Source organism: Phaeobacter sp. QD34_24 (genome assembly GCF_028890115.1).
GTDB lineage: Bacteria > Pseudomonadota > Alphaproteobacteria > Rhodobacterales > Rhodobacteraceae > Phycobacter.
The window spans coordinates 29,629-45,789 of record NZ_JARCJD010000011.1 but is presented as its reverse complement, the minus strand read 5'-3'; the positions used below and the strand labels follow the sequence as shown (position 1 = coordinate 45,789).

The following is a 16,161-nucleotide window of genomic DNA, read 5'->3' as shown; positions in this document are numbered from 1 at the left end:
ATATGCGTATTTGTCTATATATTTCAAAAGATAAGCGCGCCCGAATTTCGGACGCGCCTGATCAAAATGCTCAACTTTTCTAGGTCGTGCACAGCCCGCGCAAATCCCCCGCAAAACGGGCCTTCGGAGCCTGTCAGTGCGGCTCCGAAAACGGTTTCTCAGGACTGCCAGCTGGGCTTGCGTTTCTCGAAAAACGCCGCGATCCCTTCCGAGGCCTCGCCACCTTCCCAGCGCGCCACCAGCGCCTCGATGGTGTGGTCGATGGTGGCGTCATCCAGGCGCGGCCCCAGGTCGCGGGTCAGTTTCTTGGCCGCGGCAACCGCCCCCGGCGCGCAGGCCATGTAGGGCGCCACTTCCGCCTCGACCGCTTCGGCCAGTTGGTCGGCGGGAACGATTCTCGCCAGGAGGCCCAGATCCACCGCTTCGGCCGCGCCGAACAGACGCGCCGACATGAAGACGCGGCGGGCGCGCGCTTCGCCCATGCGGGCAATCACATAGGGGCCGATGGTGGCCGGGATCAGGCCCAACTTGGTCTCGGTGAGGCCCATTTTCAGGCTATCGACACCGATCGCCACGTCGCAGACCGAGGCCATGCCGACACCGCCGCCAAAGGCATTGCCCTGGATCGCGCCGATCAGGGGCTTGGGCAGGGTGTTCAGCAGCATCAGCATCTCGGCCAGAACGCGGGCCTCCTTGGCGCGGGTCTCGGCATCGGCGGTCATCTGCGCCTGCATCCAGCCCAGATCGCCGCCTGCACAGAAACTCTTGCCCGCTCCGGTCAGCACCACCACGCGCACAGCATCGTCAGCAGCCAGATCCTGCGCGGCCTGTTTCAGCTCCAGCAGCATCTCGCCCGACATGGCATTGTGTTTCTCGGGCCGGTTCAGAGTCAGGGTTGCGACGCCGCGGTCGTCCGTTTCCAAAGTGATTGTGTTGAACATGGTTTCGCTCTCTTTCCTAATCCTGTCAGTCCGCCGTGCCGCGCATGGCACGGGCAATCCCAGCGGCCTCTGCCAGCACATCCGCATCAAGCCCGGTGTCATGGCCAAGCGCCGTCAGATGCGCATGCACAGCTTCGGTCGCCACATTGCCTGCTGCCCCCGGCGCGTATGGGCAACCGCCCAGCCCGCCGACGGCAGCATCGAACACCCGCACGCCCTGGGCCAGCGAGGCATCGATATTGGCAATCGCCCGCCCGGCGGTGTCGTGATAATGGCCGGCCAGTTTTTCAACCGGCACGCGGGATTTCACCGCCTCCAGCATTTTCGTGATCGTCTCAGGCCTGCCCTGTCCGATGGTATCCCCCAGCGAGATTTCATAGCAGCCAAGGTCAAACAGCCGCTCCGCCACCTCGGCCACCTTCTCGGGCGGGGTCGCGCCATCATAGGGGCAATCGGTCACGCAGGAGACATAACCCCGCACTGGCAGGTCGATCTGTTTTGCCGCCTCAAGGATCGGCACGAAGCGTTCGATGCTTTCGGCGATGGTGGCGTTGATATTGGCCTTGGAGAACCCTTCGGAGGCTGCGGCAAAGACCGCGATCTCGTCCGCTTTGGCCGCCACAGCGTCCTCGTAGCCGCGCATGTTCGGGGTCAGCGCCGCATAGGATACGCCCGGCGCGCGCGTGATACCTGCCAGCACCTCGCCACTGCCCGCCATCTGCGGCACCCATTTGGGAGAGACAAAACTCGCCACCTCAATCCGGCGGAAGCCCGCGCGCGACAGGCAATCCACCAGCGCAATTTTCTCGGCGATGGGAATCGCCCGTTTTTCATTCTGCAGCCCGTCGCGCGGACCCATCTCGAAAATTTCAACGCTGTGCGTCATGGCGCGCCCTCCCTTGGCGATCCGGCCATCTCATCCGGCCTGGCGACAGACTGCCGCCAAGGCTTTTGCTTTTCTACTGCAGATCAGTCTTCCGCTGCGTCGAGGCGCACCAGCGCCGCGCCGGCCTCCACCTGATCGCCAGCGGCGGCCAGAACCTCGGCGACGGTGCCATCACGCGCAGCCAAGAGCGAATGCTCCATCTTCATGGCTTCGAGAATGGCTAGACGGTCGCCCTCTTTCACCTCTTGGCCTGCTTCGGCAAAGACCGCCTTCACAAGACCCGGCATCGGCGCTTCGATCACGTTCATGTCGCCGCCAGCGGCAGAGGCCCGATCCAGCGGATCGATGACATCGAACTGAATGCCGTAGCCATCGAAGACAGTGATTGTGTTCTCCGCCTGGGAGATCGGCGGCAGTCGGTCACCCCCCAGAACCCAAGCGCCACCGATGCGGTTTGCCATGACCTGGTCCTCGCCGATGACCCAGACCTGGCGATCCGGCCCGTCCACCTCGACCAGTGCCTCAAACGCCTCGCCCTCGTAGCTCAGGTGAACCGAGCGGTGCAGGTCGGACCACAGCGTAAACCCTGTGTCCCAAGCGGTGTCGATCAGGCCAAGCGCCTGCATGGCTGCGGCGGCCTTATGCGCGGGTGTCACCTCTGGCGCCTGCACTAGCTGGTCGAGGTCCCGTGCAATCAGGCCGGTGTCCACCTCCCCTGCCGAGAACCCGTCATGCGCGGCCAGCGCGCCGAGGAAGGCAAGGTTGGTCACGGTGCCACCCACCTGCGTTTCCGCCAGCGCCTGTGACAGGCGCGACAGGGCGACCGCGCGGGTGGGACCATGCACGATCACCTTGGAGATCATCGGATCATACCAGGGGCTGATCGTGTCCCCTGCCCGCACGCCGCTGTCGGCGCGGCAGCTGGCCGGGAATTGCAGATGCGTCAGCGTGCCGGTCGCGGGCAGGAAGCCCTTCGGTACGTCCTCGGCATAAAGGCGCGCTTCGAAGGCATGGCCGGTGATGGTCAGTTCACCCTGCTGTTTCGGCAGGCTTTCACCCGACGCCACGCGCAGCTGCCATTCCACCAGATCGACGCCGGTGATCAGTTCGGTGACCGGGTGCTCCACCTGCAGGCGGGTGTTCATCTCCATGAACCAGAACCCGTCGGGGCGCAGACCATTCGACCCATCGACGATGAATTCCACCGTACCGGCGCCCTTGTAGCCAATCGCCTCGGCGGCGCGCACACCGGCGCGGCCCATGGCCTCGCGCATCTCTTCGGTCATGCCGGGCGCGGGCGCCTCCTCGATGACCTTCTGGTGACGACGCTGCAGCGAGCAGTCGCGCTCGAACAGGTGCACCGCCGTGGTGCCATCGCCAAAGACCTGCACCTCAATATGGCGGGGCTGCTGGATGTATTTCTCGATCAACACATCCGGGTTGCCAAAGGCCGTGGTGGCTTCACCCTGTGCGCTTTTCAGCGCCTCCATGAAATCCCCGGCACGCTCCACCAGGCGCATGCCTTTGCCGCCGCCGCCCGCGACCGCCTTGATCAGGACGGGATAGCCGATGGCATCGGCCGCACCGGACAGATGCTCGGGATCCTGGTTCTTGCCGTGATAGCCGGGCACGACGGGCACGCCCGCCTCCTCCATCAGAGCCTTGGCGGCGTCTTTCAGGCCCATCTTGCGGATCGCATCCGCCGAGGGGCCGATGAAGGTGAGGCCAGCCGCCTCTACCGCGTCCACGAACTCGGGGTTTTCCGACAGGAAGCCATAGCCGGGATGGATTGCCTCGGCGCCGGTTGCCTTGGCGATGGCGATGATCTCATCCCCCAGAAGGTAGCTGTCGGCGGGCGCCGAACCGGTGCCGATGTGGCAGGCCTCATCCGCCATCGCCACATGTTTCGATGCGCGGTCGGCGTCTGAGTAGATGGCCACGGTCTTCACGCCCATGGCGCGGGCGGTTTCCATAACGCGGCAGGCGATCTCGCCTCGGTTTGCGATCAGAATTTTGTCAAACATGGTTCGTCCTCACATCCGGAACACGCCAAAGCGCGTGTCTTCAATCGGGGCATTGAGGGCGGCGCTCAGCGACAGGGCCAGCACCTCGCGGGATTTGCGCGGGTCGATGATGCCATCGTCCCAAAGCCGCGCCGAGGCATAGAGCGGATGGCTCTGTTCCTCGAACATCTCGATGGTGGGGCGCTTGAACTCGGCCTCTTCCTCGGCCGACCACGCCCCGCCCTGGCGTTCGATGGCGTCGCGTTTCACGGTGGCAAGAACGCCTGCCGCCTGTTCGCCGCCCATCACGGAAATGCGGCTGTTCGGCCAGGTCCACAGGAAGCGCGGCTGATAGGCCCGCCCCGACATGCCGTAGTTCCCGGCCCCGAACGAGCCGCCGACCAGCATGGTGACTTTCGGCACATTGGTCGTCGCCACCGCTGTCACCATCTTGGCGCCATGGCGGGCGATGCCTTCGTTCTCGTACTTGCGGCCCACCATGAAGCCGGTGATGTTCTGCAGGAAGACCAGCGGGATCTTGCGCTGGGAGCACAACTCCACAAAATGCGCACCCTTCTGCGCGGCCTCGGAGAACAGCACGCCATTGTTGGCGATGATGCCGACCGGGCAGCCCTTCACATGGGCAAAGCCCGTGACCAAAGTCTCACCAAAGCGCGGCTTGAATTCGTCAAAGCGCGAGCCGTCGACCAGCCGCGCGATCACCTCGCGGATATCATAAGGCGTGCGCAGATCGCCCGGTACCACGCCAAGGATTTCCTCGGGGTCATAAGCGGGTTCCTCAGGGAAGGCCCAGTTCACGGTCAGGGGTTTGGTGATGTTGAGCGACTGCACCGCACGGCGTGCCAGCGCCAGCGCATGGGCGTCATCCTCGGCCAGATAGTCAGCGACACCAGAGAGGCGCGTGTGCACATCGCCACCGCCCAGATCCTCGGCGCTGACCACCTCTCCGGTGGCCGCCTTCACCAGCGGCGGGCCGGCCAGGAAGATGGTGCCCTGTTCCTTGACGATGATGGTGACATCCGACATCGCGGGCACATAGGCGCCGCCCGCGGTACAGGAGCCCATGACCACGGCGATCTGCGGGATGCCCTTGGCCGACATGCGCGCCTGATTGTAGAAGATCCGGCCAAAGTGGTCGCGGTCCGGGAAGACCTCGTCCTGGTTGGGCAGGTTGGCCCCGCCAGAGTCCACCAGATAGATGCACGGCAGGCGGTTTTCCTCAGCGATCTCCTGCGCGCGCAGGTGTTTCTTGACCGTCATCGGATAATAGGTGCCGCCCTTCACGGTGGCGTCATTGCAGACCACCATCACCTCTTGCCCGTGCACCCGGCCAATGCCCGCAATGACGCCCGCCGCAGGGGCGGCACCGTCATACATGTTGTGGGCCGCCGTCGCGCCGACCTCAAGGAAGGGAGAGCCCGGATCCAAGAGGTTCGCAACCCGCCGACGCGGCAGCATCTTGCCCCGGCTTTCGTGGCGGGCGCGGGATTTCTCGCCGCCGCCCATGCGCGCCGCCTCTGCCGCCGCATCGATCTGCGCCAGCGCCTCAAGATGCGCGGCCTTATTGGCCTTGAACCCTTCGGAAGAGGGCATTGCCTTGGATTGAAGTTTCATTCGGAAGACTCCTGTTCAGCGGCCGCGCGGGCCTTCAACTCTTTGCGGATCACCTTGCCGGTCACGGTCATCGGCAGAGCGTCCAGAAATGCGATTTCGCGGGGGTAGGAATAATGGGCCAGACGGTCCTTGACGTAGTCCTGCAGCTCTTTCTCCGTCGCTGTAGCGCCCTCTTTCAGCACCACATAGGCCTTGACGATCTCGGTGCGCATCGGGTCGGGCTTGCCGACGACGCCGACCGTGGCGACGCTTGGATGGGTCAGCAGGCAGTCCTCGATCTCCGCCGGGCCGATGCGATAGCCGGAGGAGGTGATGACATCATCCTCGCGGCCGACAAAGCGCAGGTAATCGCCCTCCCAGATGCCGCGATCGCCGGTCACCAGCCAGTCGCCGTGGAATTTCTCCGCCGTCTCCTTGGGGCGGTTCCAGTATTCCAGCATCATCGAGGCAGAGCCGCGCCGGATGGCCACATCGCCTTCCTGATCGGTGGGGTTGCCATCGGCGTCGATCACGGCGACCTGATGCCCCGGCACCGCCTTGCCGATGCAGCCCGGACGTGGCGCAAAATCCACCCCGCAGGAGGAGGCAACCATGTTGCATTCGGTCTGCCCGTAGAATTCGTTGATGGTGAGGCCGAATGCCTCCTGCCCCCAGGCGAGCATCTCGGCCCCCAAGGGCTCACCGCCCGAGGCGACCGAGCGCAGGCCGGGAACGGCCTTGCCAGCAGCCTTGAGCATGCGCAGTGCCGTGGGCGGGAAGAAGATATTGCGTACGCCGCCGCGTGCGATCAGATCGACGCAGGCCTCAGGCGTGAATTTGTCGAGCCGCGCGGCAACCACCGGCACGCCCAGCGCCAGACCGGGCATCAGGACATCGAACAGGCCACCGATCCAGGCCCAGTCCGCCGGGGTCCAGATGCAGTCACCCGGCTGGCCGAGGTGATCGTGGCTGATGGCAACACCTGGCAGGTGACCGGTCAGCACCCGGTGGGCATGCAGCGCCCCCTTGGGGCTGCCGGTGGTGCCGGAGGTATATATAAGGACAGCGGGAGTTTCCGAGGTGGTCTCGGCAAAAGGGACCGGAGCGCCCGCGACGCCTGCCTCCTGCACCATCACCGCCTCGGCCAGATCACCCAGCAGCAGCGCGCCCTCGGGGTCGGTCAGCACGAAACGCACCCCCGCATCGCCCGCGCGCGAAGCCAGCGCATCGTGTTTGAACAGCTTGAACAGCGGCACCGATATGGCGCCGACCTTCCAGATCGCCAGATGGGCCGCAGCGCACCAGGGCGATTGGCTCAGGAGAACCCCGACGCGGTCGCCCGGCTTGATCCGCGACAGGAGATAGCGCGCCAGCCCGTCGACCATTTCCGACAGCTCACCATATGAGATGTCGCGCCGTTCAGGCCCGGTCAGGTCGATCAGCGCGCAGGCTTCGGGATCATGATCCAGGGCCTGCGCCGCCATGTTCAGCCCCTGCGGCACATCCCAGCGCCCCTCAGGCGTCAATCCAGGCGAATGGTACATCTTTCCCACGCTCAGCCCTTCCCAAAACGCATAGCTGCTATGCGGTTTTTTCCAGTCATTTCAGCGACAAAGCCGGAGGCAAGTTGACTCAGATCAGAGACTCCGCCGCAGCCCGGGCGCATAAGGGCGTCAATCACTACAAAGAAGGGACGCCCCCCATGATGAAACGCATCGCAACCGCTCTTGCCCTGTCCACCGCGCTTGCCGCGCCTGCCTTTGCACAGTCGCAGGGCGATTGGACCTTTGGCGCCGGTATCATCAACGTGAACCCCAAATCGGACAACGGCACCCTTGCGGGCGCTGCCGCGACGCTCAACGACGACACGCAGATCTCGCTCACGGTCGAATACTTCATCCGCGACAACCTTGGCATCGAACTGCTGGCCGCAACCCCGTTCGAGCATGATATCGCGCTCGCGGGCGCCTATGCGGGCACCACCAAGCAACTGCCGCCCACCCTGTCGCTGAACTACCACTTCCCCACCAAGGGCAAGATCAAGCCCTTCCTGGGGGTCGGCCTGAACTACACCACCTTCTTTGAGGAAAGCTCGCCCCTGGGCACGCTCTCCCTGGATGACAGCTGGGGTCTGGCGCTGAACGCCGGTGCGGACTGGCAGGTGTCGGACAAAGGAGCGCTGCGCCTCAATGTGCGCTACATCGATATCGACAGCGAAGCCTTCCTGAACGGCGCCTCGATCGGCACCGCCGAGATTGATCCGCTGATTGTGGGTGTAGCCTACGTCCACCGCTTCTGATCCCCTGATCCGGTTTTCGGGCGGGCCGCCAAGCCTGCCCGAACCACAAAGAAGCCCGCGCGCCTTCCCTCGGTCGCGCGGGCGTTCTGTTTTTACATGGTGCCCATCAGCTCGCGACCGATCAGCATCCGACGGATTTCCGAGGTGCCCGCGCCGATCTCCATCAGCTTGGCATCGCGGAAGATCCGGCCAACAGGGTTATCGCTGAGGTAACCGGCACCGCCAAAAGCCTGCACCGCCTGATGCGCCTGCACCATCGCCTGCTCGGAGGCATATAGACAGCAGGCCGCCGCATCCTGGCGCGTCACCGTGCCGGCATCGCAGGCCTTGGCCACCTCGTAGATATAGGCGCGGGCCGAGTTCATCGCCGTGTACATATCGGCGATCTTGCCCTGCATCAGCTGGAAGTTCCCGATCGGCTGGCCGAACTGCTTGCGCTCTTTCATGTAGGGCATCATCTCGTCCATGCAGGCCGCCATGATACCGGTGCCGATCCCGGCCAGAACAACGCGCTCGTAGTCGAGGCCGGACATCAGAACCTTGACGCCCTTGCCCTCTTCACCCAGCACGTTTTCAAACGGCACTTCGCAGTCTTCAAAGATCAGCTCGGCGGTGTTGGAGCCACGCATGCCCAGCTTGTCGAAGTGCACCGAGGTCGAGAACCCCTTGAATTCCTTTTCGATCAGGAAGGCGGTGATGCCCTTGGAGCCCGCTTCGGGGTCGGTCTTGGCATAAACCACCAGGGTGTCGGCGTCGGGGCCGTTGGTGATCCAGTACTTGTTGCCATTGAGACGGTAATGATCGTTGCGCTTTTCGGCGCGCAGGGACATCGAGACCACATCGGAACCGGCGCCCGCTTCGGACATGGCCAGGGCGCCCACATGTTCGCCGGAAATCAGGCGCGGCAGGTATTTCTGCTTCTGCTCCTCATTGGCGTTCAGCTTGATCTGGTTGACGCAGAGGTTGGAATGCGCGCCATAGGACAGCGAAACGGATGCGCTGGCGCGGGCGATTTCCTCGACCGCGATGGTATGGGCCAGGTAGGACATGCCCGCGCCGCCGAACTCTTCGGGAACCGTGATGCCAAGCAGGCCGAGATCGCCCATCTCTTTCCACAGCTCGGCAGGGAATTCGTTCTTTTGGTCGATCTCCTGCGCCATGGGCTTGACGCGCTCCTGCGCCCAGCGGTGCACCATATCGCGCAGCGCATTCACATCTTCACCCAGATCAAAGGTCATGCTTGCGTTGAACATCCCGCGTCTCCTCCCGAGTCATCGCGAATTATTTGAACATGCGTTCATTTATCACCATCACCCCCTTCTCCGTCAAGCACCTGATCATCCAAAAGCGCATTTCCGGCAGCTTGGCGCCGACCCACCGATGGTATCACAGGGATCCTCTGCCCCGCCTGCACCCCAGGCGAAATACCCGCAGCAAGCGATGGACAGGCGCCCATCGCCCCCCTATCCTGGGGCGCAACCCCTTCTGATCGCATAAGAAAACCAAGTTCCGCCCGATGACCAAGATCGTCCTTCATCTCAAAGCGAGCGACCTGCAAAATGGCTTTCGCGGTCGTCACCTTGAGTTTTATCGCATCCTGAACGACCTGATGGCGGCCCATGGCATTCAGGTCGAAAGCCGCCAACGCGACGGCGATATCCGCATCGGCACGCGGGAATGTCCGGACGACCGCTTTGACGACGGCAACCTGCACATCATTGATGATCGCTCGCTGAGGGCGCCCAATGTGCTCAATGCAGGCGCGGCTTATTTCTGGCGGTTCTGGCAGCTGGATCCCCAAGGCGTGAAGGCCTTCAGTTCAACCGGCACCGCGCCCTATGACCCTGCCGAGATGCCGCTGCGCCGGGCGCAGAGCTTCTTTGACAACATGCTCAAACGCTATGTGCAGTCCCGCAAATCGAAATATGCCCAGCCTGACGCCCCGCAGCGGTTTCCAAAGGGTGCGATCTCGGTCTTCTACCAGGGCGATTATCCCGTCACCTCCGGCGCCACATCGACCACGGATATCGAGATGCTGAAGGCGGTTCAGGCCGGTGCCGGGGACCGACCCATCCTCGTCAAGCCACACCCGCTGGCCAGCCGCATCCCGGATATCGCCGAAACCCTATCCCTGGCCGAGACAGACAGCCGGATCACTGTGACCGACGCCAATGTGCATGACATCCTCAGCGCCTGCTGCGCCACGGTTTCGATCAACTCGACCGTCGCCCTTGAAGGCTTCCTGCACCGAAAGCCCGCGATCCTGTTTGGCCGCTCGGACTTTCACCACCTGGCAGGCCAGGTGCACGACCCGCAGGAGTTTGCCACCGTGTTTGGTCGGGAACTTGAGCGCGACGAAGGCTATGAGCAATTCCTGGCCTGGTATTTCCTCAAGAAGTGCCTGCCACTCAACAGTGCCCGCCTGGAACAGCGGATCTGGCAGATCTTCTCCGATGCGGGCTTTCCGCAATCCCGCTTTATGTGACAGCTTTGCCCTGAAACACCGCGCCGACCTCGGCGCGGATGATGCGGGCAATCTGGGCGCAGTCTTCCAGAGAAAAGGTCAGAGGCACCCGCATATCGATGATCCCGGCCAGAATTCGGTCGCTGTTGGGCAGCGCGGGGGACTCGGCGTAGCGCCAGCTGTCATAGCGCGAGGTAAAAGCAACCGGTTCGGGGGTGCCGAACCACTTCAGCTCCACCCCACGATCCGCGCAACGCCGCAGCACCTCCTGCACCCGCTCCGCCGCCCAGTCGAGCAGCAGGAACTGGATCGAGGAACCGACGTAAACCTCCGCTTCCGGACGCTCCACCACGGTCAGACCGGGCGTGCCACGCAGACCCGCCTCGACCGTGCGGTAGCGCTCGTTCCAACGCGCCACCTGCGCCTGCAGATCGCGCAGCTGCGGCCGCAGGATGGCCGCGCGCAGATTGTCCATCCGCCCCGAGATATTGGGGGTCTCGTATTTCACCTGCTCGAAAACTTCGGGATCCGGCGCCGCCAGATGCCGCCCATAAAGCATATAGGAGCCCGACAGCATGATCGCTCGCGCGGCAAGCTCAGCATCGTCTGTGATCAGCAAGCCGCCCTCGCCCGAATTCACATGCTTGTAGGTCTGGCAGGAGTAGCAGCCCACCGCCCCGTGCCGCCCTGAAGGCACACCGTTCCAGGCCGCCCCCATGGTATGGGCGCAATCCTCGATCACGGTGATCCCGGCTGCGTTGCAGATCTCCATCAGCCGGTCCATGTCGCACAGATGGCCACGCATATGGCTCAGCATCAGGACACGCGCCTGATCCGCCTTGGCCGCAAGATCCTCCAAATCGATGGTAAGGTCTTCACTCACATCCACATAGACGGGCGTTGCCCCTACGGCGGCGATGGAGCCCGGCACCGGTGCCAGGGTAAAGGCATTGGTCAGCACCCGATCGCCATGCCCCACGCCGACAGCCCGCAGCGCCGTTGCCAGCGCATAGCCGCCCGAGGCCACCGCCAGACAGTATTTCGGCCCCATCTGATCGGCGAATTCACGTTCCAGCAACGCGGTCTCGCCCACTTCGCCTTCCGCCACATTATAGCGGTGCAGGCGCCCGTGGCGCATCACCTCCACCGCCGCGGCAATCGCCTCGTCGGGGATTGGTTCCTGCTGGGTGAAACTGCCGGTGAAAATCTCGCTCATGCTGTGTTTGTGAGCCTGCCCCGCCCCATGGTCAAGGGGGAAGCCACGTCCAGTCTCACCCCATCAGGGCAGCAGGTCGGCGACCACAGCTGGCAGATCCTCATAGCGGTGCAGCAGCGCTTCGGGCTTGAGCGCCGCCATATCCTCGCCCGAGGGGCCGAAGGTGACCAGTACCGAAGGCACCCCAGCCGCCGCCGAGGTATTGCGGTCGGTGTCGCTGTCACCGATCAGGATGGTGCGCGCAGGGTCACCGCCCGCGCGACGGGCTGCCTCGAACAGGGGGGCAGGATCGGGTTTGCGCACGGGCAGCGTATCCGCCCCCACGAGCGAGGCAAAGGCATCCCGCACGCCCAAGGACCGCATCAGCTGCTCGGCCAGGGCCTCGGGCTTGTTGGTGCAGATGCCGACGCCATAGCCCGCGGTTTTCAGCGCCTCCACCGCGTCCATCGCGCCGGGATAGAGGAAGGTATGCAGGTCGATCGCCTCGCGGTAGGCCTCCAGCAGGACGGGGTAATAATCTTCGACCATGGTCTCCTGATATGCGCCGACGCGTTTCAACCCCTCGGTCAGCATCCGCTTGCCGCCACGCAGGGCGATGCCCGCATCACCGGGCTGGGTCAGCACATCACCATGCCCCATCTGGCGGAAACAGGCATTGGCCGCCGCCAGAAGATCCCCCGAGGTATCGGCCAGAGTTCCGTCCAGATCGAAGATCACCGTTCGCATATTGCCCCCTTTCGGCGCATTTCCGCCGCATGATGTTGCAAGCCGCAACCTAGTTTGATGGCCGAATGGCTTGCGCGCCTTTTGTTAGCGGATAAAACGGGGGCGCTGAAAAGACAAAGAGAAACATCACATGAGCACAGCTCTCGTCATCCTGGCCGCAGGCAAAGGCACGCGGATGAATTCGGACCTGCCCAAGGTTCTCCACCCCATCGCGCAGGCGCCGATGCTGGAACATGCCATGGCGGCGGGCCGCGCTTTGGAGCCCGAGCGGATCGTGGTCGTCGCGGGACATGGGGCCGAGGCCGTGCGCGCCGCAGTGGCCGAGTTCGACGAGAGCGCCGAAGTCGTGCTGCAGGACGAACAGCTTGGCACCGCCCATGCGGTGGATCAGGCGCGGGGTGCGCTGGCGGGCTTCGCTGGCGATGTGGTGGTTCTTTACGGCGACACGCCTTTTGTCAGCGGCGACACCATCGCGCGCATGATCGAGGCGCGCGCAGAGGCCGATCTGGTGGTTCTGGGGTTCGAGGCCGCCGATCCCGGCCGCTATGGGCGGCTGGTAATGGAAGGCGACAGCCTGGAGCGGATCGTGGAGTTCAAGGACGCCAGCGAAGCCGAGCGCGCGATCACCTTCTGCAACTCCGGTCTGATGGCCTGTGCCTCGCCCGTGATGTTCGAGCTGATCACGCAGGTGGGCAACGAAAACGCCTCGGGCGAATACTACCTCACGGATCTGGTGGCATTGGCCCGCGCCAAGGGCCTGCGCGTCACTGCCGTGGCCTGCGACGAGAGCGAAACGCTCGGCATCAATTCGCGCGCCGAACTGGCCCGTGCCGATGCACTGTTCCAGACCCGCGCCCGTGCCGAGGCGCTGGAAAACGGTGTCACACTGATGGCCCCCGAAACCGTCTATTTCGCCTTTGACACGGTGGTGGGTCGCGACACGGTGATCGAACCCAACGTGGTCTTCGGCCCCAGTGTGACGGTGGAAAGCGGCGCCCTGATCCGCGCCTTTTCGCATCTGGAGGGCTGCCATGTCAGCCGTGGCGCCAAGGTCGGCCCCTACGCCCGCCTGCGTCCCGGCGCCGAGCTGGCCGAGGACACCCATATCGGCAACTTCGTCGAGATCAAGAACGCCGAAATCAAGGCGGGCGCCAAGGTCAATCACCTGTCTTACGTCGGCGATGCCTCGGTCGGCGAAGCCAGCAATATCGGCGCAGGGACCATCACCTGCAACTACGACGGCGTGATGAAGCACCGCACCGAGATCGGCGCGCGCAGCTTCATCGGATCGAACACCCTCCTGGTCGCCCCGGTGCGTGTCGGCGATGAGGCGATGACCGCCAGCGGTACCGTGGTCACCAAGAACGTCGATGACGGAGATCTGGCGATCTCGCGCAGCGCCCAGGAAAACAAGCCGGGGCGGGCGCGCAAACTGATGGACATGCTGCGCGCCAAGAAGGCCCGCAAGGCAAAAGGAGCCGAGTAATGTGCGGTATCGTCGGAGTTCTTGGTAATCATGAGGCAGCCCCGCTGCTGGTGGAGGCGCTGAAGCGGCTGGAATATCGCGGCTATGACAGCGCCGGGATTGCCACCATCAACGAGGGCAAGCTGGGGCGGCGCCGCGCCGTGGGCAAGCTGGTGAACCTCAGCGATCTGCTGGTGCATGACCCCCTGCCCGGAAAATCCGGCATCGGTCACACCCGCTGGGCCACCCATGGCGCGCCTTCGGTGGGCAATGCCCATCCCCATCGCGCCGGCGCCGTCGCCGTGGTGCACAATGGCATCATCGAGAATTACCGCGATCTGCGCGCCGAACTGGCCCAGGCGGGGATCAAGTTCCAGACCGAAACCGATACCGAAACCGTCGCCCTGATGACCGAACACTACATGCAGGGCGGGCTTGCCCCGGCCGAGGCGGCGCAGAAAACCCTGTCACGTCTGGAGGGGGCCTTTGCCCTCGCCTTCCTGTTCGACGGCGAAGAAGACCTGATGATCGCCGCCCGCAAGGGTTCTCCGCTGGCAATCGGCCACGGGAAGGGCGAGATGTTCGTGGGCTCTGACGCCATCGCGCTGGCCCCGCTGACCGACCGGATCACCTATCTGGAAGAAGGCGATTGCGCCATGCTGACCCGCACCAGCCTGGAAATCCGCGACGCAAACGGCAAACTGGCCAACCGCGCCATAAAGACCATCCAGATCGACGCCACGCAGGTGGACAAGGGCGGCCACAAGCATTTCATGGCCAAGGAAATCGCCGAGCAGCCCACCGTCATTGCCGAAGCCATTCGCCACTACCTGCCAGTGGGAGAAGACGCGGTGCATCTCCCCGGCGAAGGCATCGACTTCACCCAGATCGACCGGCTGACTCTGGTGGCCTGCGGCACCGCCTTCTATGCCTGCCTCACCGCCAAATACTGGTTCGAAAAACTGGCGCGCATCCCGGTCGAGGTCGATATCGCATCTGAATTCCGCTATCGCGAACCGCCGATCCCGGCGCGCACGGCAGCGCTGTTCGTCTCCCAATCGGGCGAGACCGCCGACACACTGGCCGCGCTGCGCTATTGCCAGGGCAAGGCAGACCGCATCCTGTCGGTGGTCAATGTCCCCGAAAGCTCCATCGCGCGCGAAAGCGACCTGGCGCTGCCGATCCATGCCGGTGTCGAAATCGGCGTTGCCTCGACCAAGGCCTTCACCTGCCAGCTGAGCGTCCTTTTGATGCTGGCGCTGAAGGCCGCGACCGACCGGGGCGAGATCAGCGACGAGGACCTGCAGGCGCATATCTCCGCCCTGCGCGGTCTGCCCAATGTGCTGTCTTCGGCGCTGGAGCAGAACGAGGCGATCCGGCAAGCCTCGCTGAAACTCAGCGAAGCCCGCGATGTGCTGTTCCTGGGCCGCGGGTTGATGTTCCCGCTGGCGCTGGAAGGCGCACTGAAGCTGAAGGAGATCAGCTATATCCACGCCGAGGCCTATGCCTCGGGCGAGCTGAAACACGGACCCATCGCGTTGATCGACGCCAATATGCCGGTGGTGGTGCTGGCCCCGCGTGACGACCTGTTCGACAAATCCGTTTCGAACATGCAGGAGGTCATGGCGCGCAAGGGCAAGGTCATGCTGGTCTCGGACGCAGAAGGGCTGGCCGAAGCCGGTGACGAGGTCTGGCAGGCAATCCGCATGCCGCAGGTCCACGACAGCCTGTCGCCGATCCTTTATGCCCTGCCCGCCCAGATGCTGGCCTATCACACCGCCGTGGCCAAGGGCACCGATGTGGACCAGCCGCGCAACCTGGCAAAATCCGTGACGGTGGAATAACTCATGACCCTGGCAGAGGCGCTGGAGCAGATGGAGGCCCTGATAGAGCCGGGCCGCGCGGACCAGATGGCCGCCTATCACAAACAGGCCCGCAGTGTTCTTGGCATTCCCAACCCGGCCCTCAACGATCTCACCAAGCGCTGGCGGCAGTCCTTGTCGGTCGAAGAGCGCGTCACCCTGGCTGGCGCGCTCTGGGACACCGACATATTCGAAGCCCGCATTGCGGCGGCCAAGCTGCTGACCCAGGCGCGTATCAAGGGGGACGCGGCCGCGTGGCAGCTGATCGCCTCCTGGGTGCCCCAGTTTGACAGCTGGGCGATTGCCGATCATGTCTGCATGGCGGCCCAGAAACGGTTGGTCGCCGACCCCTCCCGGCTTGACGAGGTCGAAAGCTGGACGCAGTCCGATCACATGTGGACCCGCCGCGCCGCCCTGGTCGCGACCCTGCCCTGGGCCAAGCTGAACAATATCAAACCCGAAGATCAGGCGCGAAGAACCCGCATCCTGAACTGGGCCGCGTCCTATGTGCCCGACCGGGACTGGTTCATGCAGAAAGCCATTGCCTGGTGGCTGCGCGACCTCAGCAAACACGAGGCCGAAGCCACCCGCGCCTTTCTTGCCGCCCATGGAAAGGATATGAAGCCCTTCGCGCGCAAGGAAGCCGGGAAATACCTGCAGAACTCTGTGCCAGAGGCAGACTAGG

Annotated in this window: 13 protein-coding genes; 5 read left to right on the top strand and 8 right to left on the bottom strand. The window is 63.9% G+C overall.

All coding sequences use genetic code 11. The annotated features are described in order from the left end of the window. Positions 1–158: 158 nt before the first annotated feature. The 5 genes from PXK07_RS10485 to PXK07_RS10465 form a co-directional block, all read right to left on the bottom strand. Positions 159–941: a crotonase/enoyl-CoA hydratase family protein gene (locus PXK07_RS10485; RefSeq protein ID WP_274848183.1), complete on the bottom strand. Its 783-nt coding sequence runs from the start codon at positions 939–941 to the stop codon at positions 159–161. A 25-nt stretch (positions 942–966) separates the two neighbouring features. Next, positions 967–1,827, bottom strand: coding sequence for a hydroxymethylglutaryl-CoA lyase (locus tag PXK07_RS10480; RefSeq protein WP_274848182.1), 861 nt, complete (start codon positions 1,825–1,827; stop codon positions 967–969). A gap of 83 nt (positions 1,828–1,910) precedes the next feature. After that, complete coding sequence (locus PXK07_RS10475; protein WP_274848181.1) at positions 1,911–3,851, bottom strand: acetyl/propionyl/methylcrotonyl-CoA carboxylase subunit alpha; 1,941 nt, start codon at positions 3,849–3,851, stop codon at positions 1,911–1,913. Positions 3,852–3,860: 9 nt separating this feature from the next. Continuing rightward, complete coding sequence (locus PXK07_RS10470; RefSeq protein ID WP_274848180.1) at positions 3,861–5,465, bottom strand: carboxyl transferase domain-containing protein; 1,605 nt, start codon at positions 5,463–5,465, stop codon at positions 3,861–3,863. Next, positions 5,462–6,988: an AMP-binding protein gene (locus PXK07_RS10465; RefSeq protein WP_274848179.1), complete on the bottom strand. Its 1,527-nt coding sequence runs from the start codon at positions 6,986–6,988 to the stop codon at positions 5,462–5,464. Before PXK07_RS10465 ends, PXK07_RS10470 begins: the two co-directional genes overlap by 4 nt. Before the next feature lie 161 nt (positions 6,989–7,149). On the opposite strand from PXK07_RS10465, the gene PXK07_RS10460 reads away from it, so the two are divergent. Continuing rightward, positions 7,150–7,743, top strand: coding sequence for an OmpW/AlkL family protein (locus PXK07_RS10460; protein ID WP_274848299.1), 594 nt, complete (start codon positions 7,150–7,152; stop codon positions 7,741–7,743). 92 nt (positions 7,744–7,835) lie between these two features. Here the strand turns inward: PXK07_RS10460 and PXK07_RS10455 are convergent, their stop codons facing one another. Then, positions 7,836–8,996 carry an isovaleryl-CoA dehydrogenase gene (locus PXK07_RS10455; protein ID WP_274848178.1) on the bottom strand — a complete coding sequence of 387 codons (1,161 nt, stop codon included), beginning with the start codon at positions 8,994–8,996 and terminating at the stop codon, positions 7,836–7,838. A 263-nt stretch (positions 8,997–9,259) separates the two neighbouring features. Between PXK07_RS10455 and PXK07_RS10450 the strand changes: the two genes are divergently transcribed. Continuing rightward, positions 9,260–10,228, top strand: a complete 969-nt coding sequence (locus tag PXK07_RS10450) for a capsular polysaccharide export protein, LipB/KpsS family (RefSeq protein WP_274848177.1) — start codon at positions 9,260–9,262, stop codon at positions 10,226–10,228. Here the strand turns inward: PXK07_RS10450 and PXK07_RS10445 are convergent. Continuing rightward, a complete protein-coding gene (locus tag PXK07_RS10445; protein ID WP_274848176.1) occupies positions 10,221–11,423 on the bottom strand; it encodes a DegT/DnrJ/EryC1/StrS family aminotransferase in 1,203 nt (400 codons plus the stop codon). The two genes, PXK07_RS10450 and PXK07_RS10445, sit on opposite strands and share 8 nt — an antisense overlap. Before the next feature lie 63 nt (positions 11,424–11,486). Continuing rightward, a complete protein-coding gene (locus tag PXK07_RS10440; protein WP_274848175.1) occupies positions 11,487–12,149 on the bottom strand; it encodes an HAD-IA family hydrolase in 663 nt (220 codons plus the stop codon). 130 nt (positions 12,150–12,279) lie between these two features. On the opposite strand from PXK07_RS10440, the gene glmU reads away from it, so the two are divergent. The 3 genes from glmU to PXK07_RS10425 are packed head-to-tail and all read left to right on the top strand — an operon-like array spanning position 12,280 to position 16,160. Beyond that, a complete protein-coding gene (gene glmU, locus PXK07_RS10435; RefSeq protein ID WP_274848174.1) occupies positions 12,280–13,635 on the top strand; it encodes a bifunctional UDP-N-acetylglucosamine diphosphorylase/glucosamine-1-phosphate N-acetyltransferase GlmU in 1,356 nt (451 codons plus the stop codon). Beyond that, the gene (gene glmS / locus PXK07_RS10430; RefSeq protein ID WP_274848173.1) at positions 13,635–15,458 is read left to right on the top strand and encodes a glutamine--fructose-6-phosphate transaminase (isomerizing); all 1,824 of its coding nucleotides are present in this window, start codon (positions 13,635–13,637) and stop codon (positions 15,456–15,458) included. The genes glmU and glmS overlap by 1 nt, the downstream gene beginning before the upstream one ends. A 3-nt stretch (positions 15,459–15,461) precedes the next feature. Next, positions 15,462–16,160: a DNA alkylation repair protein gene (locus PXK07_RS10425; RefSeq protein ID WP_274848172.1), complete on the top strand. Its 699-nt coding sequence runs from the start codon at positions 15,462–15,464 to the stop codon at positions 16,158–16,160. The last annotated feature ends 1 nt before the right edge of the window (position 16,161 follow it).